This is a genomic window from Sutcliffiella horikoshii, from assembly GCF_002157855.1.
Classification (GTDB): Bacteria; Bacillota; Bacilli; order Bacillales; family Bacillaceae_I; genus Sutcliffiella_A; species Sutcliffiella_A horikoshii_C.
In genome coordinates this window covers 1,871,735-1,896,266 of the sequence record NZ_CP020880.1, presented here as the reverse complement: position 1 = coordinate 1,896,266, position 24,532 = coordinate 1,871,735, and the positions used below count along the sequence as shown (strand labels likewise).

Annotated in this window: 25 protein-coding genes; 1 reads left to right on the top strand and 24 read right to left on the bottom strand. The window is 41.4% G+C overall.

Annotation, left to right across the window (positions count from 1 at the left end):
* Window positions 1-137 precede the first annotated feature (137 nt).
* From fabG to B4U37_RS09775, 9 genes are all read right to left on the bottom strand, one after another.
* Window positions 138-878: a 3-oxoacyl-[acyl-carrier-protein] reductase gene (gene fabG, locus B4U37_RS09815; protein WP_088018086.1), complete on the bottom strand. Its 741-nt coding sequence runs from the start codon at window positions 876-878 to the stop codon at window positions 138-140.
* Window positions 871-1,827 carry an ACP S-malonyltransferase gene (fabD, locus tag B4U37_RS09810; protein WP_088018085.1) on the bottom strand — a complete coding sequence of 319 codons (957 nt, stop codon included), beginning with the start codon at window positions 1,825-1,827 and terminating at the stop codon, window positions 871-873. The genes fabG and fabD overlap by 8 nt, the downstream gene beginning before the upstream one ends.
* A complete protein-coding gene (gene plsX, locus B4U37_RS09805) occupies window positions 1,827-2,846 on the bottom strand; it encodes a phosphate acyltransferase PlsX (RefSeq protein WP_088020234.1) in 1,020 nt (339 codons plus the stop codon). The genes fabD and plsX overlap by 1 nt, the downstream gene beginning before the upstream one ends.
* Before the next feature lie 19 nt (window positions 2,847-2,865).
* Entirely contained in the window at window positions 2,866-3,432 is a 567-nt protein-coding gene (fapR, locus tag B4U37_RS09800; RefSeq protein WP_010193141.1) for a transcription factor FapR, read from the bottom strand.
* Window positions 3,433-3,570: 138 nt separating this feature from the next.
* Window positions 3,571-5,619: an ATP-dependent DNA helicase RecG gene (recG, locus tag B4U37_RS09795; protein ID WP_088020232.1), complete on the bottom strand. Its 2,049-nt coding sequence runs from the start codon at window positions 5,617-5,619 to the stop codon at window positions 3,571-3,573.
* Window positions 5,612-6,499, bottom strand: a complete 888-nt coding sequence (gene sdaAA / locus B4U37_RS09790; RefSeq protein ID WP_010193138.1) for an L-serine ammonia-lyase, iron-sulfur-dependent, subunit alpha — start codon at window positions 6,497-6,499, stop codon at window positions 5,612-5,614. The genes recG and sdaAA overlap by 8 nt, the downstream gene beginning before the upstream one ends.
* A 60-nt stretch (window positions 6,500-6,559) precedes the next feature.
* A complete protein-coding gene (gene sdaAB, locus B4U37_RS09785) occupies window positions 6,560-7,222 on the bottom strand; it encodes an L-serine ammonia-lyase, iron-sulfur-dependent subunit beta (protein WP_088018084.1) in 663 nt (220 codons plus the stop codon).
* 115 nt (window positions 7,223-7,337) lie between these two features.
* A complete protein-coding gene (locus tag B4U37_RS09780) occupies window positions 7,338-9,014 on the bottom strand; it encodes a DAK2 domain-containing protein (protein WP_088018083.1) in 1,677 nt (558 codons plus the stop codon).
* Window positions 9,015-9,030: 16 nt separating this feature from the next.
* A complete protein-coding gene (locus B4U37_RS09775) occupies window positions 9,031-9,393 on the bottom strand; it encodes an Asp23/Gls24 family envelope stress response protein (RefSeq protein ID WP_010193134.1) in 363 nt (120 codons plus the stop codon).
* Window positions 9,394-9,757: 364 nt separating this feature from the next.
* Here B4U37_RS09775 and rpmB point away from each other — a divergent pair, with 364 nt between their 5' ends.
* Entirely contained in the window at window positions 9,758-9,946 is a 189-nt protein-coding gene (gene rpmB / locus B4U37_RS09765; RefSeq protein WP_010193132.1) for a 50S ribosomal protein L28, read from the top strand.
* Window positions 9,947-10,315: 369 nt separating this feature from the next.
* Here the strand turns inward: rpmB and spoVM are convergent, their stop codons facing one another.
* The 15 genes from spoVM to gmk all read right to left on the bottom strand — a co-directional run bounded on the left by spoVM (window position 10,316) and on the right by gmk (window position 24,525).
* Window positions 10,316-10,396: a stage V sporulation protein SpoVM gene (gene spoVM / locus B4U37_RS09760; RefSeq protein WP_060665857.1), complete on the bottom strand. Its 81-nt coding sequence runs from the start codon at window positions 10,394-10,396 to the stop codon at window positions 10,316-10,318.
* 71 nt (window positions 10,397-10,467) lie between these two features.
* Window positions 10,468-11,124, bottom strand: coding sequence for a thiamine diphosphokinase (locus B4U37_RS09755; protein ID WP_088018082.1), 657 nt, complete (start codon window positions 11,122-11,124; stop codon window positions 10,468-10,470).
* A 57-nt stretch (window positions 11,125-11,181) separates the two neighbouring features.
* The gene (locus B4U37_RS09750; protein WP_088018081.1) at window positions 11,182-11,367 is read right to left on the bottom strand and encodes a hypothetical protein; all 186 of its coding nucleotides are present in this window, start codon (window positions 11,365-11,367) and stop codon (window positions 11,182-11,184) included.
* A gap of 54 nt (window positions 11,368-11,421) precedes the next feature.
* Window positions 11,422-12,075 (bottom strand): ribulose-phosphate 3-epimerase, encoded by a 654-nt coding sequence (gene rpe, locus B4U37_RS09745; RefSeq protein ID WP_088018080.1) that lies wholly within the window; start codon window positions 12,073-12,075, stop codon window positions 11,422-11,424.
* Between the two features lie 2 nt (window positions 12,076-12,077).
* Window positions 12,078-12,956, bottom strand: coding sequence for a ribosome small subunit-dependent GTPase A (gene rsgA / locus B4U37_RS09740; RefSeq protein ID WP_088018079.1), 879 nt, complete (start codon window positions 12,954-12,956; stop codon window positions 12,078-12,080).
* 18 nt (window positions 12,957-12,974) lie between these two features.
* On the bottom strand, window positions 12,975-14,948 hold the full coding sequence (gene pknB / locus B4U37_RS09735) for a Stk1 family PASTA domain-containing Ser/Thr kinase (protein WP_088018078.1): 1,974 nt from the start codon (window positions 14,946-14,948) through the stop codon (window positions 12,975-12,977).
* Window positions 14,949-14,953: 5 nt separating this feature from the next.
* Window positions 14,954-15,703, bottom strand: a complete 750-nt coding sequence (locus tag B4U37_RS09730) for a Stp1/IreP family PP2C-type Ser/Thr phosphatase (protein WP_088018077.1) — start codon at window positions 15,701-15,703, stop codon at window positions 14,954-14,956.
* 9 nt (window positions 15,704-15,712) lie between these two features.
* On the bottom strand, window positions 15,713-16,804 hold the full coding sequence (rlmN, locus tag B4U37_RS09725; RefSeq protein ID WP_088018076.1) for a dual-specificity RNA methyltransferase RlmN: 1,092 nt from the start codon (window positions 16,802-16,804) through the stop codon (window positions 15,713-15,715).
* A 4-nt stretch (window positions 16,805-16,808) separates the two neighbouring features.
* The gene (gene rsmB / locus B4U37_RS09720; RefSeq protein ID WP_088018075.1) at window positions 16,809-18,146 is read right to left on the bottom strand and encodes a 16S rRNA (cytosine(967)-C(5))-methyltransferase RsmB; all 1,338 of its coding nucleotides are present in this window, start codon (window positions 18,144-18,146) and stop codon (window positions 16,809-16,811) included.
* Window position 18,147: 1 nt separating this feature from the next.
* The gene (gene fmt / locus B4U37_RS09715; RefSeq protein ID WP_088018074.1) at window positions 18,148-19,095 is read right to left on the bottom strand and encodes a methionyl-tRNA formyltransferase; all 948 of its coding nucleotides are present in this window, start codon (window positions 19,093-19,095) and stop codon (window positions 18,148-18,150) included.
* A gap of 5 nt (window positions 19,096-19,100) precedes the next feature.
* Window positions 19,101-19,580: a peptide deformylase gene (gene def, locus B4U37_RS09710; protein ID WP_088018073.1), complete on the bottom strand. Its 480-nt coding sequence runs from the start codon at window positions 19,578-19,580 to the stop codon at window positions 19,101-19,103.
* An 18-nt stretch (window positions 19,581-19,598) separates the two neighbouring features.
* Window positions 19,599-22,010: a primosomal protein N' gene (gene priA / locus B4U37_RS09705; protein ID WP_088018072.1), complete on the bottom strand. Its 2,412-nt coding sequence runs from the start codon at window positions 22,008-22,010 to the stop codon at window positions 19,599-19,601.
* Complete coding sequence (coaBC, locus tag B4U37_RS09700; protein WP_088018071.1) at window positions 22,007-23,212, bottom strand: bifunctional phosphopantothenoylcysteine decarboxylase/phosphopantothenate--cysteine ligase CoaBC; 1,206 nt, start codon at window positions 23,210-23,212, stop codon at window positions 22,007-22,009. The genes priA and coaBC overlap by 4 nt, the downstream gene beginning before the upstream one ends.
* Before the next feature lie 463 nt (window positions 23,213-23,675).
* The gene (gene rpoZ / locus B4U37_RS09695; RefSeq protein ID WP_010193109.1) at window positions 23,676-23,909 is read right to left on the bottom strand and encodes a DNA-directed RNA polymerase subunit omega; all 234 of its coding nucleotides are present in this window, start codon (window positions 23,907-23,909) and stop codon (window positions 23,676-23,678) included.
* Between the two features lies 1 nt (window position 23,910).
* Entirely contained in the window at window positions 23,911-24,525 is a 615-nt protein-coding gene (gene gmk, locus B4U37_RS09690) for a guanylate kinase (RefSeq protein ID WP_010193108.1), read from the bottom strand.
* Window positions 24,526-24,532: the final 7 nt, after the last annotated feature.

The window sequence follows — 24,532 nt, the reverse complement described above, 5'->3', positions numbered from 1 at the left end:
TGACTTCCGTTCCAGGTATTCGCTTTCCGCGGGACGGTGCTTGAGCCTCCTCGGCTTCGCCTGTGGGGTCTCAAGCTACCGTTTCTCCCCCGCAGGAGTCTCACACCTTGCACTCCAGTCATCAGGGTAAATTCTTATTACATCACCATTCCTCCGTCTACGTGGAGGGTTTGGCCGGTGATGTAGGCACTTTTTTCAGATGCTAGGAAAGATACGACAGAGGCGATGTCTTTTGCTTCTCCAAATCTAGCTAGAGGGATTTGCTTGAGCATTTCCGCCTTCACTTCTTCTGTTAGTTTATCCGTCATATCCGTTGTGATGAATCCAGGTGCGATTGCGTTTACGGTGATATGGCGAGAAGCTAACTCGCGTGCCGTTGATTTAGTAAGACCAATCACACCGGCTTTTGCCGCTACATAGTTTGCTTGACCTGCATTCCCCATTACCCCAACAATGGACGCAATATTGATGATTCGTCCGGATCGTTGTTTCATCATTTGGCGTGTTACTGCTTTTGTCGCATTAAATACACCTTTTAGATTGATATTGATCACATCATCCCACTCGTCTTCCTTCATTCGCATTAGAAGGTTATCACGGGTGATACCGGCATTATTGACAAGGATGTCAATAGTACCGAACTGAGTGAGCGCTTCTTTCATCATTGCTTGAACGTCTTCCATGTTCCCGACATTACAACGTACAGCGATAGCCTCGCTACCCATTTCTTTAATAGCTTCCACTACTTCATAGGCTTTTGCTTCGCTTCCTGAATAGTTTACCACTACATTTGCACCTTGTTCTGCTAGTTCAAGTGCAACGGCACGCCCAATTCCGCGCGACGCCCCCGTAACAACGGCTGTTTTTCCTTTAAGCATTTGTAGAGCCCTCCCCTTTAAAGTGATTGATCGCTTTTTGCAGTGTTTCCTTATCGTATACCGGAATCGTTGTTGCTCTGCGATTCACTTTTTTAATAAGACCTGATAACACTTTACCTGGACCAACTTCAATAAACGTATCAACGCCAAGTTCGATCAGCTTTTCAACAGATTGCTCCCAACGTACAGGAGAGTAGAGCTGCTCGACTAGCTTTACTGGAATTTCAGAAGCGCTTGTCATTTCTTTCGCATCCACATTTGCAATGACAGGAATCTTAGAGTCATCAATAGAAATGGAGGTCAAAGTATCTTCAAGCTTAGATGCTGCAGGTTTCATCAAACTGGAATGAAAAGGTCCGCTGACTACAAGAGGAATCACTCTTTTGGCCCCTTTTTCCTTCGCCTTATCAGAAGCCAGCGACACACCTTTTGCGGACCCGGAAATAACAATCTGACCTGGACAATTTAAGTTTGCAAGTTGAACAGGTCCGGCTTCCACGGATGCCTCCTCACAAGCCTCTTTCAATAAACCTTCGTCAAGACCAAGTACGGCCGCCATGGAACCAACACCAGCTGGAACTGCTTCTTCCATGTACTTTCCGCGCATATGCACAGTATAGACAGCATCTTCAAAGCTGATGGCGTCTGCCGCTACAAGAGCAGAGTATTCACCAAGGCTATGTCCTGCTGTATAATCGGCTTTGATCCCTGATTGTTTAAGCAGTTGCAGGATTGCAATGCTTGACGTAAGAAGAGCAGGTTGGGCATTATAGGTCAGCGTAAGTTCTTCTTGAGGCCCTTCAAACATTAAGGATGAGAGTTTGTAACCTAATTTCTCGTCTGCCTGATCAATCACCGTTTGAACTTCTTTATATTCAGTGGCTAATTCTTGGGCCATGCCAACAATCTGTGAACCTTGTCCTGGAAAAACAAATGCAACCTTTCCCATTATTCTCCTCCGTTCTCTTGTGTAGTCACAAACTCCATTTTCTCGATAGTGTTCGCAATGGTACCAACCATTTCTTTCTGAAGCATTTCGCGTGTTTGACGGATGGCATTGAACACTGCATTGTCATCTGAAGAACCATGAGCCTTAACAACTGGCGCCTTTAGTCCAAATAAAGCCGCTCCGCCGTATTCAGAGTAATCCATTTTGTTTTTTATTGTTTTTAGTTTTGGTTTCAACACGGCAGCTGCAAGCTTGCTTTTCAAGTCACTTGTCAGCGCCTCTTTTAGCATGTCAAAGACAGAAAGAGCTGTTCCTTCAATTGCTTTTAACGTGATATTTCCGGTAAATCCGTCTGTCACCACAACATCTGCTACACCATTTAAAAGGTCCCTTGCCTCTACATTTCCGACAAAGTGAACTGCATTGGATTCTTTGATATATTCAAAAGCAGCTTTAGTCAGTTCATTTCCTTTTTTATCTTCTGTTCCCACGTTCAATAATCCTACACGAGGAGCTTTTATACCACGAACTTTTTCTGCATAGATGGATCCCATCAAGGCATATTGAAATAGATGTTCTGGTTTCGCATCTGCATTGGCACCTACATCCATCATGACAAATCCTTTACCGTCGCCGGTTGGTAAAGTCGGTGATAACGCAGGTCGTTCAATCCCTTTAATGCGGCCAACAATCAATAGTCCTGCTGTCATCAAGGCACCTGTGTTCCCTGCTGAAATGCAGGCATCTGCTCGTGCTTCTTTCACTTCTTTGGCCATCAAGACCATTGAGGCGTTCTTTTTACGGCGTACAGCCCGTACCGGCTCCTCATCTCCTGATATAACCTCATCTGTATGTAAAATCGTTATTTGTTTTTCATTTGTTAAGTATGGTCGTATTTTATTTTCATCCCCAACAAGGGTAAACGTAACATCATTATATTTCTCAACAGCTTTCATGACACCTTCTACAATAGACTTTGGTGCATGATCGCCACCCATTGCATCAATGGCAATTCTCATCATTATAACCTGCCTTTAATCAAGAACTTGTAGAGCGAAACATTTCAAACTCACCATGGAATACTTTTTCGCTTCCGACAGAGCTTTTCACTTCTACAGTTGTTCTACCTTTTTCTTTATCCACTTTACTAACGAAGGCTTTTGCAACAATTCTTTCGCCCAATTTAACAGGTCGTGTAAATCGAATGGTAGCTTTTGCAGTTAACGCCAGTTCATCATTAATGACGGCCACTGCCAAAGAATTGGCTTGTGCAAACAAGTGATGCCCCCGTGTAATTTGATTTCGTTTAAAAACATGCTCACTTTGAACATCAAAAATGGAAATCGCACTCTCGTCTAATTGAAGATCAATAATCTCACCGATCACTTCATCAAGAGGCAGGGATTTCACTTCTTTCTCAAGCGTCCTTGCAGCCACGTTTTTAATTCTCTCCCGTAATTCAGGGATATTTAATTCCAGACGATCCAACCGGACTGTTTGGATGCTGACCTGAAAAAAATCTGCAAGTTCTTCATCTGTTATAAAAGGGTTTTCCTGTATCTTATCCTTTAAAGATAACTGGCGCTCCTTTTTGTTTCGTCTCATATTACACACCATCCGAACTATTATGACTAGGTACTAATAGTAGTATATATACATAAAAAGCATATTGCAAGACAAAATTTCCTGATATAGCTACAAAAAGGCAGAGAAAGCCCGTTAAACGGCTTCACACTGCCTCTGTTAATCCAACTTGTCACCGTCTAAAATCCCTGAGTGTTCAATCATTTCTCTTAATCCTTTATACTCCTCATCCACCCAAAAGCTATCCGAATAAAGTAGATCATGAGCATCCTGCCTTGCTACTTCAAGGGCCCTGTAATCATGCACCATATCAGCAACTTTAAATTCCGGGACACCGCTTTGTTTTCTGCCAAAGAAATCACCAGGGCCCCGCAGTTCCAGGTCTTTCTCTGACAGCACAAAACCATCGTTCGTTTCTGTCATGATCTTCATCCGTTCTTTCCCAACTTCAGACTTGGGATCTGCAAGCAGTATGCAATAAGATTGTTCACTCCCACGCCCAACACGGCCTCGAAGCTGATGCAGTTGTGAGAGTCCAAAACGCTCTGCATCATAAATCACCATCATGGTGGCATTCGGTACATTGACCCCGACTTCCACAACGGTTGTGGAAACAAGAAGCTGCACTTCGTTTTCGCTGAAAGCTTCCATGACTTTTTCTTTTTCATCTGAACTCAACCTGCCATGCATTAACCCAATTTTCCATTTTTCACGATAGTAATGGGTAAGCATATCATGGACATCTATCGCATTTTGCACGTCAAGCTTTTCCGATTCTTCTATAAGCGGGCAGATCACATATGCTTGCCTGCCTTTTTGAAGTTCCTTTTCGACGAACCCCAATACCCTGTCAATCATTTGATGTTTTGCCCAGTAGGTCTCTATCGCTTTTCGTCCTGCTGGCATTTCATCAATAATGGATACATCCATTTCTCCAAAAGCTGTAATAGCAAGTGTCCTTGGGATCGGCGTCGCCGTCATAAACAGCACATCCGGATTGGATCCTTTTTCACGGAGTACCCTTCGTTGTTCGACCCCAAAACGATGTTGCTCATCTGTAATAACAAGGCCGAGGCTTTTGAAGTTCACTTCTCCTTGAATAAGAGCGTGTGTACCGACAAGAATATCAATTTCCCCATTAGCCAATCTCTCCAAGAGCTCCCTACGTCGCTTGCCTTTTACTGAACTTGTTAACAATTCTATGTTGACCTCTGTTTCACTAAACAGACTTGTTAACGATTGGGCGTGTTGTTCAGCAAGTATTTCTGTAGGCACCATTAAGGCGCCTTGGTAACCGGAAAGATGTGCACCATATAGAGATATTGCCGCCACCACCGTTTTACCTGACCCTACATCACCTTGTAACAGGCGATTCATACGGTATGGCGAAGTCATGTCACCTAAGATTTCTCCCAATACCCTATTTTGTGCACCTGTCAGAGGAAATGGAAGTGTAGCGATGAAACGTTCAAGCTTACTTTTAGGAAATTCATGTACAAGCCCTTCTGTTTGCTCACGCTTATATTTTCTTAATGCCTGGATCTTAAGTTGGAAAAGTAAAAATTCCTCGTAAACAAAATAGCGTCTTGCATGTTTCAACGTTTCTTGATTGACTGGGTTATGTAAGGCTCTTACAGAATCACCTTTTGACGGCAGTTTGTATTTTTGCAAAAGAGAAACAGGAAGTGCACTTTCCAACCCGCTTCCATATGTTTGCAGTGCGTTTCCAATAAACTTACGCATCTGCTTGACGGTGATATTACCTTTAACCGAGTAAACAGGTTCCACTTCACTTTCTTTCATGAATGGACCAAAGTGAATCTCCATGACAGTGATTGTTTGACGATGCTGATCCCATTTTCCAGTAATGGTGATGGTATCGTTGATGGAGAGCTTGTTTTTGTAATATGGCCGGTTGAAACATACTGCCTTCACTAAAAAACGTCCAACATAGAAACGAAAAGTAAGCCTGGATTTCTTTTTGCCAAAATACATAAGAGAAGGCTCTCCATGAACCTTCCCTTCTACCGTTATTTTCTCTTCATGTTTTACTTCTGATATATCTCTAAGCCGATAATCTTCATATCTGTACGGGAAATGCATCAGCAGGTCTTCTACTGAGTAAATTCCCATTGCGTGCAGAGAGTTTGCGGTTTCTTCCCCAATGCCTTTTAAGGATGTTACTGTCGTTTCGGATAAATTAGTCACCTTTTTGTAAGGGAACACCAAATATTTTCGCTTCTAATTCACGACCAGTTGGTGTTGCCGCCAACCCTCCTTGTGCAGTCTCTTTAAGTGCAGTAGGCATCGTCAGTCCGATTTTGTACATTGCGTCGATCACTTCATCACATGGAATGGTGCTTGTGATTCCGGCAAGTGCCATGTCTGCTGCGACCATTGCATTTGCTGCACCCATTGCATTACGCTTTACGCATGGTACTTCTACAAGCCCTGCAACAGGGTCACATACTAATCCTAACATGTTTTTAAGCGTAATGGCCATTGCTTGTGCACATTGATCAGGAGTTCCGCCAGCCATTTCCACGATAGCAGCTGCTGCCATTCCGGAAGCAGACCCTACCTCAGCCTGACATCCGCCAGCGGCACCAGAGATAGAGGCATTATTAGCAACAACAAATCCAAATGCTCCTGACGTAAATAAGAAGTTGATCATTTCTTCTCTTGTTGGGTTAAGCACATTTTTCACGGCAAAAAGCGTTCCGGGAACCACCCCTGCAGAACCGGCTGTTGGGGTGGCGCAAATTGTACCCATCGCAGCATTAACTTCATTTGTCGCAACTGCTTTACTCACTGCATCTAAAATATTTTTTCCTGTAAGGAAATTCCCTTTTTCAATATATTTTTGTAACAATACCGCATCTCCGCCCGTTAAACCAGAAACAGACCTCACCCCTTCAAGCCCTCTTTCAACAGCCTGCTCCATGATGGTAAGATTTTTGTCCATCTGTTCGAAAATTTCCTCACGCGTTCTGCCCGTAAATTCCATTTCCTGTTCAATCATAATCTCTGAAATCTTCTTATTACTGCTTTGTGCTATCTCAATCAGTTCTGCAACATTACGAAACATGATTTTTCCCCCTTAAGAGCTATATATCAGATGAAAGCGCTATCATTATTATTCTAAAAGCTAGTCCACAATTTTTGTAACTTGCGTGATGTTAGGCAGTGCTGATAGTTCTTGAATCACTGCATCATCAATATTTTGATCCACCTCTATGGTCATCAAGGCTTTTTGTCCTTTTTCCTTGCGGGAAACTTCCATATGGCCAATGTTTATGGCAAACTTCGCTAACACATTCGCAACCCCTGCGATCGCACCATAACGGTCATCATGCACGACAAGCAATGCTGGATGATTTCCTGAAAGTTTTAAAGCAAAACCATTCAGTTCTGTAATTTCAATTTTCCCTCCGCCTATCGAAATGCCGACAAGCTCTAATTCACCATCGTCATCACCTATTACCACTTTTGCCGTATTGGGGTGGTCTGTAACGGCATCTTCTTCATGAAATGAAATGGAAACTCCTAAAGAATCTGCAATTTGTAGAGAGGTTTTGATTCTTTCATCAAAAGTATCAAAATCTAGTAACCCCCCGACAATCGCTACATCTGTACCGTGCCCTTTATATGTTTTAGCAAACGAGCCGTAAAACGAAATGTTCGCCCACTTTGGCTGCCTGCCGAATAGACTTCTTGCCACACGTCCGATTCTTGCGGCTCCAGCTGTATGGGAACTTGATGGTCCTATCATAATGGGGCCAATAATATCAAATACGCTTTTATATTTCATGCCTGCCCACTCCCCTATGTCGGTTTACTGTAACATACCCCAGTATTCTTTCTTATTTATTCACATACAAAAGAAGGGTGTTACCCCTTCTTTTGTTTTCAAATATTATATTAGCTTACTCGATCGAAAAGATAAAGGAATATAGTGGCTGTTTTCCGTTATGGACTTCTACTTCCACGTCAGGATAGGATTCTTCTAAATCACTGACAAGCTCTTCTACATCTTCTTCAGATACATCTTCACCGTAGATGACAGTAAGAATTTCGGAGTCTTCGTCCATCATGGATGTAAGAAGTTCCTTTGCCGCTAATTTTTTGTCTTTGTTAGTAAGGACAATCTTACCGTCAGCTATTCCCATGAAATCATCTTTCTGGATTTCAACTCCATCGATGTTTGTATCTCTGACAGCAAATGTGATTTGACCTGTCTTAACAGAACCTAGAGCTTCTTTCATCGTCGCTTCATTGTCAGCAAGCTCTCCTGTCGGGTTGAATGCAAGAATTGCCGCCATCCCTTGTGGAACTGTTTTACTTTCAACAACCGCCACATTTTGCTCCGCAACTTCTGCAGCTTGTTTTGCCGCCATAATGATGTTGCTGTTATTTGGCAAGATGATTACGTTATCAGCATTCACTTCATCGATTGCTTTAAGGATATCCTCTGTGCTCGGGTTCATCGTTTGGCCGCCTTCAATAACTGCCTTCGCTCCGATGCTCTTGAATAGCTCGGCAATTCCTTCCCCCATTGCAACAGTGATGATTCCAAATTTCTCGCGCTTTTTGTTTACTTCAGGTTTTGGAGCAGGATAAGCATCTTCTTCAAAAAGAAGGTTGCTGTGCTGTTCTCTCATATTTTCAATCTTCATATTGATCAGGCTTCCGTATTTTTGAGCATAAGTCAAAACATCACCAGGTTGCTCGGCATGAATATGCACTTTAACGATTTCCTCGTCAGCAATAACCAAAAGAGAATCCCCATATTCAGAAAGGTCATTACGGAAGTTTTCTTCTGTAAAAGGATTAGCTTTCACTTTATCCTCTTCAAACTTGACCATGAACTCTGTACAGTAGCCAAATTCGATATCTTCTGTATTAATTGCAGAGTGAACACTTTTATGGTGTTCTGCATTTACAAGCTCGTTCATCGTAGTAGTAGGAACGATGTCCTCAATTCTTTGCCCCTTAAGTTCTGCAAGGAATCCTTCATAAATATATACTAAACCTTGTCCGCCGCTGTCCACTACTCCTACTTCTTTCAAGACAGGAAGAAGGTCTGGTGTGCGCTTAAGGGAAGCATTTGCTTCTTTTAACGTTTCTTCCATCAAAACAATGATGTCTTCTTCGTTTTTCGCAACAGCAACTGCTTTCTTTGCAGCATCTTTCGCTACAGTAAGAATGGTACCTTCCACAGGTTTCATAACAGCCTTGTAAGCTGTTTGTACTCCTGCTTCCAAAGCTTGTGCAAAGTCTTTGCTTGTAATTGTTTCTTTAGCTTCAATATGCTTAGAGAATCCTCGGAATAATTGGGATAAAATAACCCCTGAGTTACCTCTTGCACCCATAAGTAGGCCTTTAGCCAGAGCAGAACCAACCTTTCCGATATGCTCAGAAACATTACCTTTTACTTCTTTCGCTCCTGAGGTAATGGAAAGATTCATATTTGTTCCCGTATCTCCATCCGGAACCGGAAAAACGTTCAACGCATCTACTGTTTTGGCGTTGTTTGATAAATGATTTGCACCTTGGATAACCATTTGTGCAAAACGTTTCCCATTTAGAACTTTTACTGACACTAAAATTTCCTCCTTATTACGGGTTCGTAACTCGAACTCCCTGTACATAAATATTTAAAGAATCAACGGAAAGACCGAGCATTTGATTCAGGGTATATTTCACTTTCGTTTGTACGTTGTGAGCCACCTCGGAAATTTTTGTCCCGTAGCTTACGATGATGTACATATCGATATGTAACTGATCTTCTTCTTGGCGCACGATGACACCTTTTGTAAAATTCTCTTTTCTAAGTATTTCGGATAACCCATCTTTCAATTGGCTTTTAGAGGCCATGCCTACTATTCCATAACAATCAACTGCAGCTCCACCAGCGATAGTAGCAACTACATCATTAGAAATATCTATTTGACCATAGGATGTTTTTAGTTCGATGGACATAAAGGTTCCCCCTTCAATTGGATTTTTCACCTTGTCTACACGCTATTTTACTATAAAAACGTTCAATTTAAAAGCAGGCGGGTACTATTCTAATAATACTATTATTATACTGAATGCTAAAAACATGTATGTCAAGGTTTTTTTCTTGAAAGCTTTCCTTAGAACTATTGCAATGTGTGGGGTTGTATGTTAAATTATATAAGTATTTTCAAGAGATTATTTTGGTAAAGAAAAACGATGCAGAAGGGTACTTCTTTGGACGTAGACCTTATGTATGGTTCTTCTCGCAATAATAAGAAGGTACTTTCTTATTACTAATGAAAATATTGAATGATGTTTCTTTGTAGTTAGGAGGGAATTGAACATGGCACGTAAATGTGTAATTACAGGCAAAAAGACTGGTTCTGGAAACGCACGTTCTCACGCAATGAACTCTACTCGTCGTACTTGGGGTGCAAACCTTCAAAAAGTTCGCATCTTAGTAGATGGTAAGCCAAAGCGTGTATACGTTTCTGCAAGAGCTTTAAAATCAGGTAAAGTTGAGCGCGTTTAATTAATAGTTGCGCACATACGAAAGCGACAGGGAGATAATCCCTGTCGCTTTTTACTTTAGGTTGCAGGTCGATCTAGTTATCGATGGTTTACATAACAATTTTATCGTATATATTTTAGGGGGATATTCAAAAATGGGCTGAATTTTTAGGTTTTAGATGCTTTTTTGAGCAAGTAAAAATTGGTTCGGTCATTTATCCGCAAACTTCGGACAACTTCGCAAAATCTTTGGTCAACTTCAGGGAAACTTCGGTCAAAATCAACAAATCTTCGGACATTTGACCTCAATGTCCACGTTCCCCACTCTCAATCAGCCACCAAGTTCAAGCAATCCCCAACATTTATAAAAAAAGCACCCTTTCAAGGTGCCTTACTCCTTTTTAAACGACCCAAGCATAGCTCGGATTATTCCCCCCAAGAACCTAGGTAGTTTGATTGTATAAAATTTCATTACATTCCCTCCTCCGAACTTTTACCTTTTTATTAAATCAGGTTACAAATTAGCGGATCGCTGGGACCGTCTTAAGATAATGGATGATAATCACGGCTCCTTATCACCATTAATATGCCTTCCTCAAATGAAAAAGTACCACTTTCCACTTCAAGTTCATTACTAATACATAGTGTGTCCCCAAAGCGAATATGCTTTTTTTCTAAAGGATATTTAAATCCTTTAAGCGTGATTCCTTTTACATCAGGTGTGATGGGCATAAATGAGATATATGGTAAGGTCTCATCTTTCGTAATAGAGTATGTACCCTCTCTATGAGCAAAAAGTTTATTTTGAATATCATGTAGCTCCATTAATGCCCCTTTTTCAAGACCTTTTAACAGAAGCTGTATGTTCCCTAAAAAGTGATCCAGCCTTCCACCTGTTCCTCCAAAAATTCTAATAAGTGCTGGATTTTGTTCAAGCGCCCAGTTTACAGCAAGTTCTGTATCTGTTTCATTTTTTTCGCTTGGAAATACTTCTGCGTGAGGGAGTTGTGCTTTTATGTTAAAAAGTTCTTCTCTTGTAATGGAATCAAAGTCTCCGAAGGCTTTGGCTGGCACGATATTATGTTCAAGTAAATAAGCAACCCCTCTATCTACACCTACCCAAATCACATCTTCTGCTTGCCAATCATAGAGCTTGGGTATCCGCTCTATCGGTCCCCCTGCAACAATATGTATAATCAATTTGCCTCTCCCCTTACTTCTTTTTAACGTAAAAAAGCCTTCATTAACGAAGACTTTTTACGTACTGGAGGAGTCGTCATAATCATAACGGAATCCGTCCAGTTGTTTATTTTCCACTTCAACTGTTGAAAATTTCTTTAGCAGCTGTTCATACATGTCAATTTCGTTATAGTCGGTGCTATTGGCCAATGCGGAATGCAATGCTTGTTCAAGTATTGCCTGGTCATCCTTCGAAATATTCATTTCACAAAGTCCTCCCATTACATTTAACAATAGCATGCCGCAGCAATCACGAAATTATGACAAGTTGCTTCTAATGGAGGAGATTGCCTGTTTACGGTCTTCTTTGTTGTAGATGGCAGATCCGGCAACCAAAACATTTGCACCTGCGTCTACACAAAGCTTCGCTGTTTCAGGATTCACGCCACCATCAACCTCAATATCAATGGACAATCCTCTTTCTTCCGCCAAGGAAGCTACCTGTTTGATTTTGGGCAAAACATCATGGATGAAAGCTTGACCGCCAAATCCAGGATTGACTGTCATCAAAAGCACCATATCCACATCATTCAAAATAGGAATGATGCTCTCAACTGGTGTTGCAGGATTGATAACAACCCCAGCTTTAACTCCTTGTGATTTAATATGCTGGATGGTGCGGTGAAGATGACGACATGCTTCCACATGAACGGAAATAATATCGGCACCCGCTTTTGCAAAATCAGCAATGTAGGCATCGGGGTTTTCAATCATCAGATGCACATCTAGAGGCAGCTTTGTGATAGGACGAACTGCTTCCACGATTAGAGGGCCAATGGTGATGTTTGGCACAAAATGACCATCCATCACATCAATATGAATATAGTCTGCTCCTCCTTGTTCCACATCTAGAATGTCTTTTCCTAAGTTAGCAAAATCCGCACTTAGAATGGAAGGGGCGATTTTTATCATATTTAGTACCTCGGCTTTCTGTCTTTTATTTCTTCCACAAAAGAAACGTAGTGTTTATAGCGGTATGACGCAATCTCTTCTTTTTCAACCGCTGCTTTCACCGCACATTTTGGTTCTTTAAGGTGCGTACATCCCCGAAACTTGCAGTCATGGCTTTTTTCAACGAATTCAGGAAAACAATCTTTTACGTCTTCCGCTTCCATTTCAAGGAACTCTAATGAACTAAAACCAGGTGTGTCCGCAACAAAACCGTTGTTGATTTCCATCAGCTCGACATGCCTTGTTGTGTGCTTTCCACGTCCTAAGTGGGAAGAAATATTATCTGTTTTTAATTCTAACTCTGGGCGTAACACATTCAAAAGAGATGATTTTCCAACTCCTGATTGTCCCGCAATTACGGATGACTTTTCCTTCAGATATGGCAGTATTTCTTTAAGCTGCTCAGGTTCCTTTGTGGAAGTCAACAGCACTTCGTACCCTATGGAACGATAATAATCGGCAAACCCCAGCAGTTTGGCATCTTCATCAAGAAGGTCCATTTTAGAAATACAAATCAATGGACTGACCCCTTTGGATTCAATCAGCACAAGAAATCGATCTAAAAGAACCGTACTGAATTCAGGCTCCATCGCAGAAAACACAAGTATTGCCTGATCAATGTTAGCGATTGGCGGTCTAACCAGCTCGTTTTTCCGAGGAAGTACATCCATAATGTATCCTTCTTGGTCGTTTTCCGCTTGGAATACAACGGAATCCCCAACAAGAGGGGTTATCTTATTTTTACGGAAAACCCCTCTTCCTCTACATTGGGTAATTTTGCCATCTGCTGTCAAAACATAGTAAAAACCGCTCAATGCTTTGACAATCTTGCCTTCTGGCATACACTCACTCCTTAATTATTACTCTATGTCGTCATAATTGATGGTTTCATTTTCTACTTCTTTTCCATCTACAACCACTCGATATTTAGCCTGTTGCTTATATGCCACAGTCACGGTGAAACTTGTGATTAAGTCCTCCGTAATTATGAAGGTTTCTTTTGGTTCACCATCCATGGTGTTGTTAAGGTCCTCTAGATACAGTTCAACTGTCTGCTCTGCGCCTTCTTCTTCTGGATCATATTTTACTTCTAGTGGTATATCTACTGTTTTATCTCCAGGTTGTGGACCATCGGAAACGATAAGTGTAATAGTGTCTCCTTTTTTCACTTGGGAATTAGGGGCAGGCTCCTGTTGAATAATATTCCCTTCTGACACAGAATCATTATATTCTCTTGTCACTTCAGGCTCTAACCCCAAGTTAGCAAGATGTCGTTGAGCAAACTCAATGGAAGATCCTTGAAAATCGTCCAGTTCAATGGGACTTGAACCCATAGAGACAATAAGTTTTACAACTGTTTCTTCCGGAACAACACTTTCCCCGGCTTCAGGTTCTTGACTGATGACCTCTCCTTCGGGGACGTCATCAGAGTGAATTTCCTCAATATCATGGTCGTCATAGTTGGCTGCTTTTATCCTATTGATAGCTTCATTAACAGGGAGTCCAGAGTAATCCGCCATTTCGACTTTTTCTTTGCCTAAGCTTTGGAAAATGGTAATAGCTTTGCCTTCTTTTACTACCTCTCCTGCTTCAGGGAAAGTTCTCGTCACTCTACCCTCTTCTATCTCATCACTAGGTTCCTCTTTTGGTTCTTCTAAAACAAAACCTAAATCGATGAGGTCTTTGACAGCATCGTCATACTCTTTACCTGACACATCAGGGACTGTTACATCCTTAGGAAGAAGCATGGAAGGTAATAGTGTAAATGCAGCAATTCCACCACCAACAAGCAGTAAAAGTAAGAGTAACAACCCGATAACCCATTTTTTCTTTTTCTTCTTTTTAGGGGGCGTTGGTTCTTCAGCCTTTTCGCTTACAGGTTTATTATCTGGTGGCCGAATTCTGGTTTCATCTTCATTTGAAATATTATTTAAACTGCCTTTAATAATTGGAATGGCCTTTGTCGCCTCTTCATCGTCATCTGGAATATAAAATTTAGGTTCATTCATACGGCTTGGTTCAAGCGCCGTCATGACATCTGCCTGCATTTCGTCTACAGATTCATAGCGGTGAAGTGGATCCTTTGCCATCGCTTTTAACACAACATTCTCCATACTTTGAGGCAAAGTAGGGTTCCAACGCTTTGGAGACGGTGTTTGTGATTGCAAATGTTTTAAAGCAATCGAAACAGCAGATTCCCCAGAAAACGGTAATCTTCCTGTTAACAATTCAAACATCACAATACCTAGTGCATAGACATCAGATTTCTTTGTTGCCAAACTTCCTCTAGCCTGTTCAGGAGATAAATAATGAACAGAACCTAATAGGGAATTGGTCTGAGTGATTGTTGTTGAACTCAAGGCCATGGCAATACCAAAATCAGTCACTTTTATAGTACCGTAATCATCAATCAAAATATTTTGTGGTTTTATATCCCGGTGGATTATACCGTTTTCATGGGCATGAGAAATAGCTGATGTCAGCTGGTTCATAATCTCCACTGCATTGTATTGTTCCACAGGTGCATATTGTTGAATGTACTGTTTTAATGTTTTACCTGACACATGCTCCATCACGATATAATAAATATCATCTTCTTCCCCGATATCATAAATGCTTACTATATTCGGATGGTCTAAGCTTGTTGCAGATTGCGCCTCTCTTCTAAAGCGGCGAATAAATTCTTCATCATTCGCAAAATCTAAACGTAATACTTTTACTGCTACATCACGATCCAAAATCATGTCATGGGCAAGGTAAACATTCGCCATTCCACCGCCACCAATGACTTCCTTAATTTTGTAGCGATCATTTAATCTTTTACCTATTAACACCTATTTCACCCACTCCCAGCTTCGGAGACAGATAATTCCAAGATGGCAACCGTGATATTATCTTCCCCACCGTAATGGTTGGCGCGTCTTATTAATTCCTCTGCCTTTTCAGACAAAGCATGGGTCCCGTTGTTTAAAACCTCAACCAGTTCCCGGTCTTTCACTTTGTCACTCAAGCCGTCTGAACAAAGGAGAATATACCCTGGGTCATCATATGTAATGGTTTTTATATCTATTTTCACTGTTTTTTCTGTCCCTAAAGCCTGTAGTATAACATTTTTTCTAGGATGATGTTCTGCATCTTCCTTTGATATTTGACCGGTTTTTACAAGTTCATTAACAAAAGTATGATCTTCCGTTAATTGCTTGGCACTTTCCTCTGAAACAAGATAAATCCTGCTATCACCGACATGTGCAAGGGTAACAAAACCATCGCCAATAATGGCAGCGACGATTGTAGTCCCCATGCCATTGCATTCCTCATGGGAATTTGCATGGTCAAAGAGTGTTTGGTTGGCTTGAAGAATGAACGTCTTCAACCAGATTTCAGCAGGTTCAGGGGAAGAGATGTTAGTTGTCTCTTCCCACACTTCCTTGATGTGGCTTACTGCTCTTTCGCTTGCCACTTCACCTGCTTGATGGCCCCCCATTCCGTCACAAACCACTGCTAGCATTGTGCCGTCTTTATTAACAAAAATTCCCCCATTGTCTTCATTATGTGAACGAACTCTCCCTCTATCTGTTAAAAAGACCATTAACCATTGTCACCTCGTCTCTTCTTTCCGCTCCTTCGCACGCAGCTGTCCGCATGCAGCATCGATGTCGTGGCCTTGCTCACGACGAACCGTTACATTGACACCAAGATTTTTCAACGTTTTTTCAAATAAATTAATTTGTTCTTTTGGTGTTCTCACATAGTCACGCTCTGGAACGTAATTCACCGGAATTAAATTCACGTGGCACTTGATGCCTTTTAGCAGCTGTGCCAATTCCTCAGCATGTTCTACCTGGTCATTGACCCCACCGAACAAGCCATATTCAAAGCTGACACGACGTCCCGTTTTATTAATATAATAACGGATCGACTCCATTAGATCTGGAAGTTTATATGCTCTATTGATAGGCATCAGTCTTGAACGTATTTCTGTGTTTGGAGCATGCAGAGAAACAGCAAAGTTAATCTGCATGTTTTCATCTGCAAATTTATAAATCTTCGGGATGATGCCACTTGTGGAAACTGTTATATGACGTGCGCCAATATTAAGCGCTTTGTCGTGATTGATGATTTTTAAGAAATCGAGCATCTCATCGAAGTTATCGAATGGTTCACCAATTCCCATGATTACCACGTGACTGACACGTTCATCCATTTCATCAAGAGCCTGTTGTACCTTCACTACTTGCGCAACAATTTCTCCTGCTTCAAGGTTACGTTTTAATCCTCCCAGAGTAGAAGCACAGAATGTACATCCGATTCGGCAGCCTACTTGTGTCGTTACACAAACAGAATTACCATATTCATGCTTCATTAGGACCGTTTCAATGGAATATCCATCATGAAGTTCAAATAGGAATTTCATCGTTCCATCAGAAGATGTTTGTTGAACAATCGTTTTCAACGTAGTCAAGGCATACGTCTCTTCTAACTTGTCTCTCAAGCTTTTAGAGAGATTGGACATTTCTTCAAATGATGTCACACGCTTTTGATAGAGCCATTCAAAGATCTGTGTTGTTCTGAATTTTTTTTCTCCGATACTTAATAACCATTCTTCCAATTCGTGCAATTGTAGAGAATAGATGGACGGTTTACGCGTTGCTTCTTCTTGTTTGATTTGTTCTTTTGTATTATGTTCCATCTTTTTACACCTGCCTTTTTAGTCTAACAATAAAAAATCCATCCGTACCAAAATAGTGAGGCAATAGTTGGAGCATACCTTCTTTAACATAGCTGTTTACCTTTTCTGGCAGTAATTCTTTAATGTTGAAATCTATTTCAAACTCTTTGTTTGCTTCTAGAAATGCTTCTACTACATCAGCATTTTCTTCTTTATCAATTGTACATGTACTATATACCAAAGTTCCACCTTTTTTTACAAGAGGTGCCACTTCCTTTAGTATAGCCAATTGAATAGATGCTAGTTGCTTGATATCTTGCATCGACTTCGTGTATTTCAAATCTGGCTTCCTGCGGATAACACCAAAACCTGAACATGGTGCGTCTACGAGAATTTTATCAAACTGTCCTTCCTTAAAAATTTCTTGTGCCTTTCGGCTGTCAAGGGCCTGTGCTTCTATATTGGAAAGTTGCAGGCGTTCTGCTTGATCTTTAATAAGTTTCACCTTGTGCTCATGGAGGTCGGTTGAAATGACTCTACCACTATCTTTCAATAATTCGGCAATATGTGTTGTTTTCCCTCCAGGAGCTGCACAGCAATCATAAACAAAATCGTCTTTTTCTACACCAAGCGCTCGGGCTACAAGCATGGAACTTTCGTCTTGAATGGTCATATAGCCATTTTTAAAGGCATTAGAATAGGCCATATTTCCTTTTAAAGAGACAATGCTTTCTTCTGCAAGCTCGCCTTTTTCCACATTAAATCCTTGAGTGGTGAGCATTTGCAAAACTTCTTCCACATCAGCCTTTGCAGTATTCGCTCTGGCTGATTGATGTGGGGGGACAAGGTTCATCTCACACATTCTTTCTGTATCATGCACGCCGTATTGTTCGATCCATTTTTCCACTAACCACTTGGGATGGCTTGTCGAAATGGAAATGCGCTCCACATCGTTTTCCATTTTCTCAAGATCAGGAACACCGTTACGCTGAATGGACCTTAACACGCCATTGACTACGGATGCAACACCTTTGTGTCCTCTTTTTTTGGCAATTTCTACCGCTTCATAAATAGCGGCGCGTGCCGGAACTTTGTCTAGATACAACATCTGATACAAAGTCATCTTTAACAGGACTTTTACCCAATCCTGCAACTTTTTTTGTTTTTCTATATAGGAAGCCAAATAATAGTCCAAGGTTATCGTTCTTTGAATGGTACCATACACAATTTCTGTAAAAAGCCCGGCATCTTTTTTGGATAACTTACCTGAATCCAGATAGTTATTTAACAATAAGTTACTGTATGCTTGCTTCTTTTCCACATTTAACAATGCCTCTAAAGCAAGTTCTCTTACATTTTTCATCTTAGTCTCCTAGCTTTGTGCCTTCTGATAATGAAGCTCCTGCGCCGTTCAAATATTGCGTTCCAGTCATTCTCTTCTTACCAGCCAGCTGCAAATCTGTTATTTTAATCCCTGTAGAATTGCCTGTTTTGACGATGAATCCATCATCCTCGATTCCAATGATGGTTCCAGGTACAGCTTCATAGGTAATTTGGGTTTTCTCCCCCCACCAAACTTTCATCACTTGCCCTTCCATGGTGGTATAGGCAACCGGCCATGGATGCAACCCGCGAATATGGTTATAGATCTGCTCCCCATCCTTCGTCCAGTCGATTTTTTCCTGTTCACGCTTGATGTTGGATGCAAATGTTGCTTCTTCATGATTTTGTACTTCTGCTTGCAGCTTTTCATCAAAAAGTTGCGGAAGGGTTTCTGAGAGCAATTTAGATCCAGCAACACTTAATTTATCATGCAAGGTACCGACATGGTCACGCTCATCTATTTTCACTTCCACTTGTGTTAACATATCACCTGCATCCAGTTTTTCGACCATATACATGATGGTTACACCAGTTTTCTCATGCCCTTGGATGATAGAGTAATGAATGGGTGCACCACCTCGCAGTTTTGGTAGCAAAGAAGCATGGACATTGATACAGCCGAATTTCGGTGCATCAAGCAAGGGCTTAGGTAAAATTTGTCCAAATGCTGCAGTTACAATTAAATCCGGCTCTAATGAAGTGATTTTTTCATACTCTGCAGCCTCTTTAATTTTTTCCGGTTGATACACTGGGATGTTATGTTTTTCCGCCTCTACCTTTACAGGAGGTGGCGTTAACACCTTTTTTCTGCCTTTAGGACGGTCAGGCTGTGTTACCACCGCAATTACCTCATATCCATCTTGGATAATTTGTTGCAATACAGGTACTGCAAAATCAGGCGTTCCCATAAATACAATTTTCTTTTTCATCTCTATCACCCTTCTACTTCCAACTCATCTGGTTCAAAATATCTTAACACTTTAGATGTGAACAATACACCGTTCAAGTGGTCAATTTCATGTTGAATAGCACGGGCTAGAAATCCACGCGCCTCGAGCTCATACCATTTCCCTTTTCGGTTTTGAGCACGTACCTTCACATAATCAGCGCGTTTCACTTCCCCGTACAAATCGGGAAAACTTAAACAGCCTTCAGGTCCGACCTGTTCCCCTTCTTCATCCACTATTTCAGGGTTAATTAGTTCTATCTTTCCATGTTTATCATCAATATCTACAATAGCGATTCTTTTTGCGATGCCTATCTGCGGGGCTGCAAGTCCGACCCCATCTGCCTCAAGCATCGTATCATACATATTGGATAAGAGTCGAATTAGCCTTTTATCAAATACGGTAACCGTCTCACATTTTTGCTCCAGCACAGGGTCCGGGTATTTCACAATATCTAATATAGTCAATCTTGATTCCTCCATCAGTTACATGAGCATATAAGGATTTAGATCAATATGAACAGCTAACTTTTCTTGATCCATTTGTGTTTGGTATTTTTCAATAACCGTTTTTAATGCTTCGTGTAAGTTTGGTTCTCGTTTATATTTAATGATGCATTGATACCTGTAGCGGTCCTTTATTCTGGCTATAGGAGAAGCAACCGGTCCAAGTATAACAGCCTCATCGGATAATTGCATGTTTAAGAAATTGGTGATTTTTTCTGTCACGGTAACCACTTTCGTTAATTCCTGATGAGTCACCGTTACAAGCGCCAAAAAGTAAAATGGCGGATATTGATGCAGCTTTCTAATCTGCATTTCTTTTTGGTAGAAGTCCAGGTAATTATGCGTTCCGGCAAGCTCGACACTGTAATGTTCCGGGCTGTATGTCTGGACCACCACTTCACCGGCTAATTCATGCCTGCCCGCTCTTCCACTTACTTGTGTGAGTAGCTGAAAGGTCTTTTCAGATGAACGGAAATCAGGAACATTTAGCATCGTATCCGCTGTCAATACTCCAACAAGGGTCACATACGGAAAATCCAGTCCTTTGGCAATCATCTGGGTGCCAAGCAGAATATCTGCTTTCCTGTCCCCGAATTGCTGGAGAAGTTTTTCATGAGATCCCTTCCTGCTTGTTGTATCCACATCCATCCTTATGACCCTAGCGTGTGGAAGTAGCTTTGTTAATTCTTCCTCCACCTTTTGGGTACCTGTGCCAAAGAAACGGAAATGTTCACTGTCACAAGAAGGACAGGTAGAGCGGACAGGTTCTTCATAGCCACAATAATGACATTTCATTTGATTGCTGCTTCGATGGTAGGTTAATGAAATGTCGCAATGAGGACATTCCACCACATATCCACAGTCTCGACACATTACAAAAGAAGAATAACCCCTTTTATTTAAAAATAAAACAGATTGTTCTCCTCTTTCTAGTCTAGTTTGAAGCTTTTCAAGAAGGCTTCTAGAAAACATCGATCTGTTGCCTTCACGCAATTCTTCTCTCATGTCGACAATTTCCACTGAAGGCATTCCTTGTTCACTCATTCTTTTGTCCATCGTCAGAAGCTTATACACCCCTTTGGATGCTCGGGCGAAGGTTTCAAGTGTGGGGGTGGCACTGCCAAGAACAACTGGGCATTGGTGATATCTGCCCCGTTCTAAAGCAATATCGCGGGCATGATAACGTGGAGTGTCCTCTTGTTTATAGCTTGTTTCATGTTCCTCATCAATGATGATGATACCTACGTTTTCAAAAGGAGCAAAGATAGCAGACCTGGCGCCAACAACCACTTTGACTTCTTTTCTGTGTATCTTTCTCCATTCATCGTATTTCTCACCCATTCCAAGTCCGCTGTGCATTACAGCCACATCTGAACCGAATCTTGATTTGAAACGGTTGACCATTTGTGGAGTCAAGGCAATTTCAGGAACAAGGACAATTGCTTCTTTCCCTTGCTTTAATACTGCATCTACAGCCTGCATATAGACTTCGGTTTTACCGCTCCCTGTGACGCCAAACATAACAAATGCTTCATGCGTATGTTGTTCGATTGAATGAAGAATGGGAATGATGGCTTCTTGTTGCTGCTGAGTTAATGAAAGGGCTTGAGACTTTTTAAACTCCCTGTTTTCATATGGGTCCCTATAAATTTCTTCATCCTTTTCTTTTAAAATACCAAGTTTCACTAAAGCCCCGATCGCACTTGTTCCAATCTGCAATTCTTCTAACAATGTTTTTTTATCGATCTTTTCTGTATTTGTTTCTAAAAAAAAGTCCAACAGTTTATGCTGAGCGGCTGCGCGAGCAGAAATTTTCTCTTTTGCTTTCAGTAGGGCTTCTTTTGACACCTGTAACTCCATTACTCTTCTCGTTTTCTTAGAAAGTTTATCTTTTACTTCATAATAAACCTCTAAAACGTCCTCTTCGATCAGCTGTTTGATTGTTTTAAAGTGGCTTGTTCCTGCCATCTCTTCAAACTTGACGCGGTTTGATGCGTGAAAGAAAGGCTGAAGTTCTGCAGGGACTCCCCCTAGGTCAGTGGCAATTAACCATTTTTCATATTTCGCCTTTAAAGCTGCCGGTAACATTGCCTGGTAGGCAGAAATAGTAAAACATAGCGTATAATCTCTAAGCCAGTCTGCCAATCGCATAAGCTCTGGTGTAAGAATTGGCTGGATATCGATTAATGATGTAATAGGACGGGTCTTTGGTATGGTAGTATTGTCTTTCACTTCCACTACAAAACCTTGAATCTGCCTTGGGCCAAAAGGTACATTCACCCTCATACCGGGTTGAATGAATCCATGCCATTTTGCCGGTATCTCATAATCAAAGGCTCTGTCCGTTTGTTTGGCAGGGACATCAACGATCACACTGGCATAGTAGGTCATTGTTTTTCCTCTAGGGCTGTTGCAACTTCCTCAAGAAGTGCATAAGCGACATCCTGTTTAGACATCATCGGCAGCGAAATGCTTGTACCGTCTTTATTATAGATGGTTACCAGATTCGTGTCCGTGCCGAATCCCGCTCCAGAAACGGTTACATTGTTTGCAACCACATAATCTAGATTTTTCTTTTCAAGCTTACCTTTGGCGTATTCCTCAACATTATTCGTTTCTGCCGCAAACCCCACGAGCACCTGATGCTTTTTTCTTTCTCCTAGAGTTTTCAAAATGTCTTTCGTTCGCTCTAATTCAAGCACACTGTCTCCGTCCTGTTTTTTCATCTTGATGTCTGACACAAATTTAGGGCGATAGTCGGCAACGGCAGCTGATTTAATGACAACATCTGTCTTTTCATAGTGTTCCATCACGGCATGAAACATTTCTTCAGCAGATTCCACTCGGATTGTTTGTACTTTCGGCGGATCAGGAAGGTTGGTCGGGCCTGATACCAAGATAACATCCGCACCTAAACTTGCTGCTGCTTCTGCAATGGCATACCCCATCTTTCCTGTTGAACGGTTGGTGAAAAAACGTACAGGGTCTGCTTTTTCAACAGTCGGTCCTGCGGTTACAAGTACCTTTTTCCCTTTAAGCGTCATCTCATCTTGTTTCTGGAAATAACGTTTGAGTCCTTCCACAATCGTTTCAGGTTCTTCCAATCTTCCTTTTCCAACATAGCCACATGCCAAAAAACCTTCTCCAGGCTCAATGAAACGATATCCGAAAGAAACTAGCCTCTCCATATTATTTTTTACCGCAGGATGGTCATACATATGTACATTCATAGCTGGTGCGATCCAAACAGGGGCGGTACTCGCCAATAAAGTTGTCGTGATCATATCATCTGCAATACCGTTCGCAAGCTTTCCGATTACATTTGCAGTTGCGGGTGCAACCAGTACCACATCGGCCCAGTCTGCAAGGTCAATATGGGAAATAACGGCAGGATTCTTTTCTTCGAATGTATCAGTAAATACTTCGTTTCTTGATAAAGCTTGAAAAGACAATGGTGTAACAAATTTGCAGGCAGACTGGCTCATAATCACCTTCACTTCGGCACCTTGCTGAATGAGCTTACTTGTTAAAGCGACCGCTTTATAGACAGCTATTCCACCTGTCACACACAATAGGATTTTTTTATTTTTCATTTCATAACCCCCGTCATGTACTTGAAAATCCACTTAACCCTGATATTATCTTTCGACTAAAGGCACTTGCCTCATTAAGAAAAACCGTGCAAAATCCGCCCGGTCCTTTTTATTCTAAAATTTTGGCGGTTTGGTTAATCGCCGCTGTTCCTTTCCACAAATGGCTTCGCCTTTTGCTCCAATCCACAGCTAGAAGTTACTTGAACGAAAGGTTACTTCATTTTCAGTTAACTCGGTTAGGTGCCTTTCATAAACCCTTAGGTAAATGAAGTCATCTTGTTGATTGGAGTGGAAGGCGCCCAGACGCCCGCGGGAGGAAGGGACAGGTGAGACCCCGGAAGGCGAAGCCTGAGGAGGCTCACGGACCGCCCGCAGGCAAGCGAAGCGCCTGGAACGGAAATCAACCGTTTTATAAACTTCTTTCTTTTTAAAAAAATAACAACCTATTTCTAGGTTGTTATCTTTACTTGTGATTTAGGATGCCTTCGCTTCTTTCAGCAGTTTTGATTGTCTTTGCAGATAGTAAGCCTGCATCAATCTCTTCAAGGGCTTTTCCGACAAATTTGTAGGAAACCGTTTTTTCAATCATTTGGTCGTTTACTTGTTGCAGTTCACGAGCGCGTCGTGCAGACACGGTTACAAGCGTATATTTTGAATCTAATTTTTGCATTAGGGAATCAATAGATGGGTATAGCATATTATTCAGCCTCCAGCATTTGCTTATATTTTTCACGCAATCTTGTACGTTTGCAATGTTCCGCTTGAACAATTGCTTTAATTCTGTCACAAGCAAGGTCCACTTGATCATTTTCTACCACATAGTCATAAGCGTCCATCATTTCGATTTCTTCTTTGGCAACTGTCATGCGGTTGTTGATTAAGTCTTCTGTCTCTGTACCTCTTGTTGTGATTCTATTCTTTAGTTCAGAAAGGCTTGGCGGCATCAAAAAGATGAAAACACCTTCAGGGAATTTGCTCTTAACTTGGATGGCACCTTGTACTTCAATTTCAAGGAAGACATCCTTTCCTTCTGCTAAACACTGTTCTACATAATCAACAGGAGTGCCGTAGTAATTACCAACATACTCTGCCCATTCGATAAATTTATCTTCTTCTATTAACTGCTCAAATACCTCTCTAGACTTAAAGAAGTAATCCGTTCCGTCCACTTCCCCCTCACGCGGGTTACGTGTCGTCATGGAAATGGAATAATGCAAACTGACATCTTCTTTTGAAAATAACGCTTTTCTTACTGTCCCTTTCCCAACACCGGAAGGCCCGGAAAGGACAATCAATAATCCTCTATCTCTCATTATATTT

Excerpts from the sequence above, each read along its gene's own strand:
- fabG (WP_088018086.1), bottom strand. The coding sequence starts at position 878 with ATGCTTAAAGGAAAAACAGCCGTTGTTACGGGGGCGTCGCGCGGAATT.
- fabD (WP_088018085.1), bottom strand. The coding sequence starts at position 1,827 with ATGGGAAAGGTTGCATTTGTTTTTCCAGGACAAGGTTCACAGATTGTT.
- plsX (WP_088020234.1), bottom strand. The coding sequence starts at position 2,846 with ATGAGAATTGCCATTGATGCAATGGGTGGCGATCATGCACCAAAGTCT.
- fapR (WP_010193141.1), bottom strand. The coding sequence starts at position 3,432 with ATGAGACGAAACAAAAAGGAGCGCCAGTTATCTTTAAAGGATAAGATA.
- sdaAA (WP_010193138.1), bottom strand. The coding sequence starts at position 6,499 with ATGTTTCGTAATGTTGCAGAACTGATTGAGATAGCACAAAGCAGTAAT.
- sdaAB (WP_088018084.1), bottom strand. The coding sequence starts at position 7,222 with ATGAAATATAAAAGCGTATTTGATATTATTGGCCCCATTATGATAGGA.
- B4U37_RS09775 (WP_010193134.1), bottom strand. The coding sequence starts at position 9,393 with ATGTCCATCGAACTAAAAACATCCTATGGTCAAATAGATATTTCTAAT.
- rpmB (WP_010193132.1), top strand. The coding sequence starts at position 9,758 with ATGGCACGTAAATGTGTAATTACAGGCAAAAAGACTGGTTCTGGAAAC.
- spoVM (WP_060665857.1), bottom strand. The coding sequence starts at position 10,396 with ATGAAATTTTATACAATCAAACTACCTAGGTTCTTGGGGGGAATAATC.
- B4U37_RS09750 (WP_088018081.1), bottom strand. The coding sequence starts at position 11,367 with ATGAATATTTCGAAGGATGACCAGGCAATACTTGAACAAGCATTGCAT.
- rpe (WP_088018080.1), bottom strand. The coding sequence starts at position 12,075 with ATGATAAAAATCGCCCCTTCCATTCTAAGTGCGGATTTTGCTAACTTA.
- rsgA (WP_088018079.1), bottom strand. The coding sequence starts at position 12,956 with ATGCCAGAAGGCAAGATTGTCAAAGCATTGAGCGGTTTTTACTATGTT.
- B4U37_RS09730 (WP_088018077.1), bottom strand. The coding sequence starts at position 15,703 with ATGGTCTTTTTAACAGATAGAGGGAGAGTTCGTTCACATAATGAAGAC.
- rlmN (WP_088018076.1), bottom strand. The coding sequence starts at position 16,804 with ATGGAACATAATACAAAAGAACAAATCAAACAAGAAGAAGCAACGCGT.
- rsmB (WP_088018075.1), bottom strand. The coding sequence starts at position 18,146 with ATGAAAAATGTAAGAGAACTTGCTTTAGAGGCATTGTTAAATGTGGAA.
- fmt (WP_088018074.1), bottom strand. The coding sequence starts at position 19,095 with ATGAAAAAGAAAATTGTATTTATGGGAACGCCTGATTTTGCAGTACCT.
- priA (WP_088018072.1), bottom strand. The coding sequence starts at position 22,010 with ATGACCTACTATGCCAGTGTGATCGTTGATGTCCCTGCCAAACAAACG.
- coaBC (WP_088018071.1), bottom strand. The coding sequence starts at position 23,212 with ATGAAAAATAAAAAAATCCTATTGTGTGTGACAGGTGGAATAGCTGTC.
- rpoZ (WP_010193109.1), bottom strand. The coding sequence starts at position 23,909 with ATGCTATACCCATCTATTGATTCCCTAATGCAAAAATTAGATTCAAAA.
- gmk (WP_010193108.1), bottom strand. The coding sequence starts at position 24,525 with ATGAGAGATAGAGGATTATTGATTGTCCTTTCCGGGCCTTCCGGTGTT.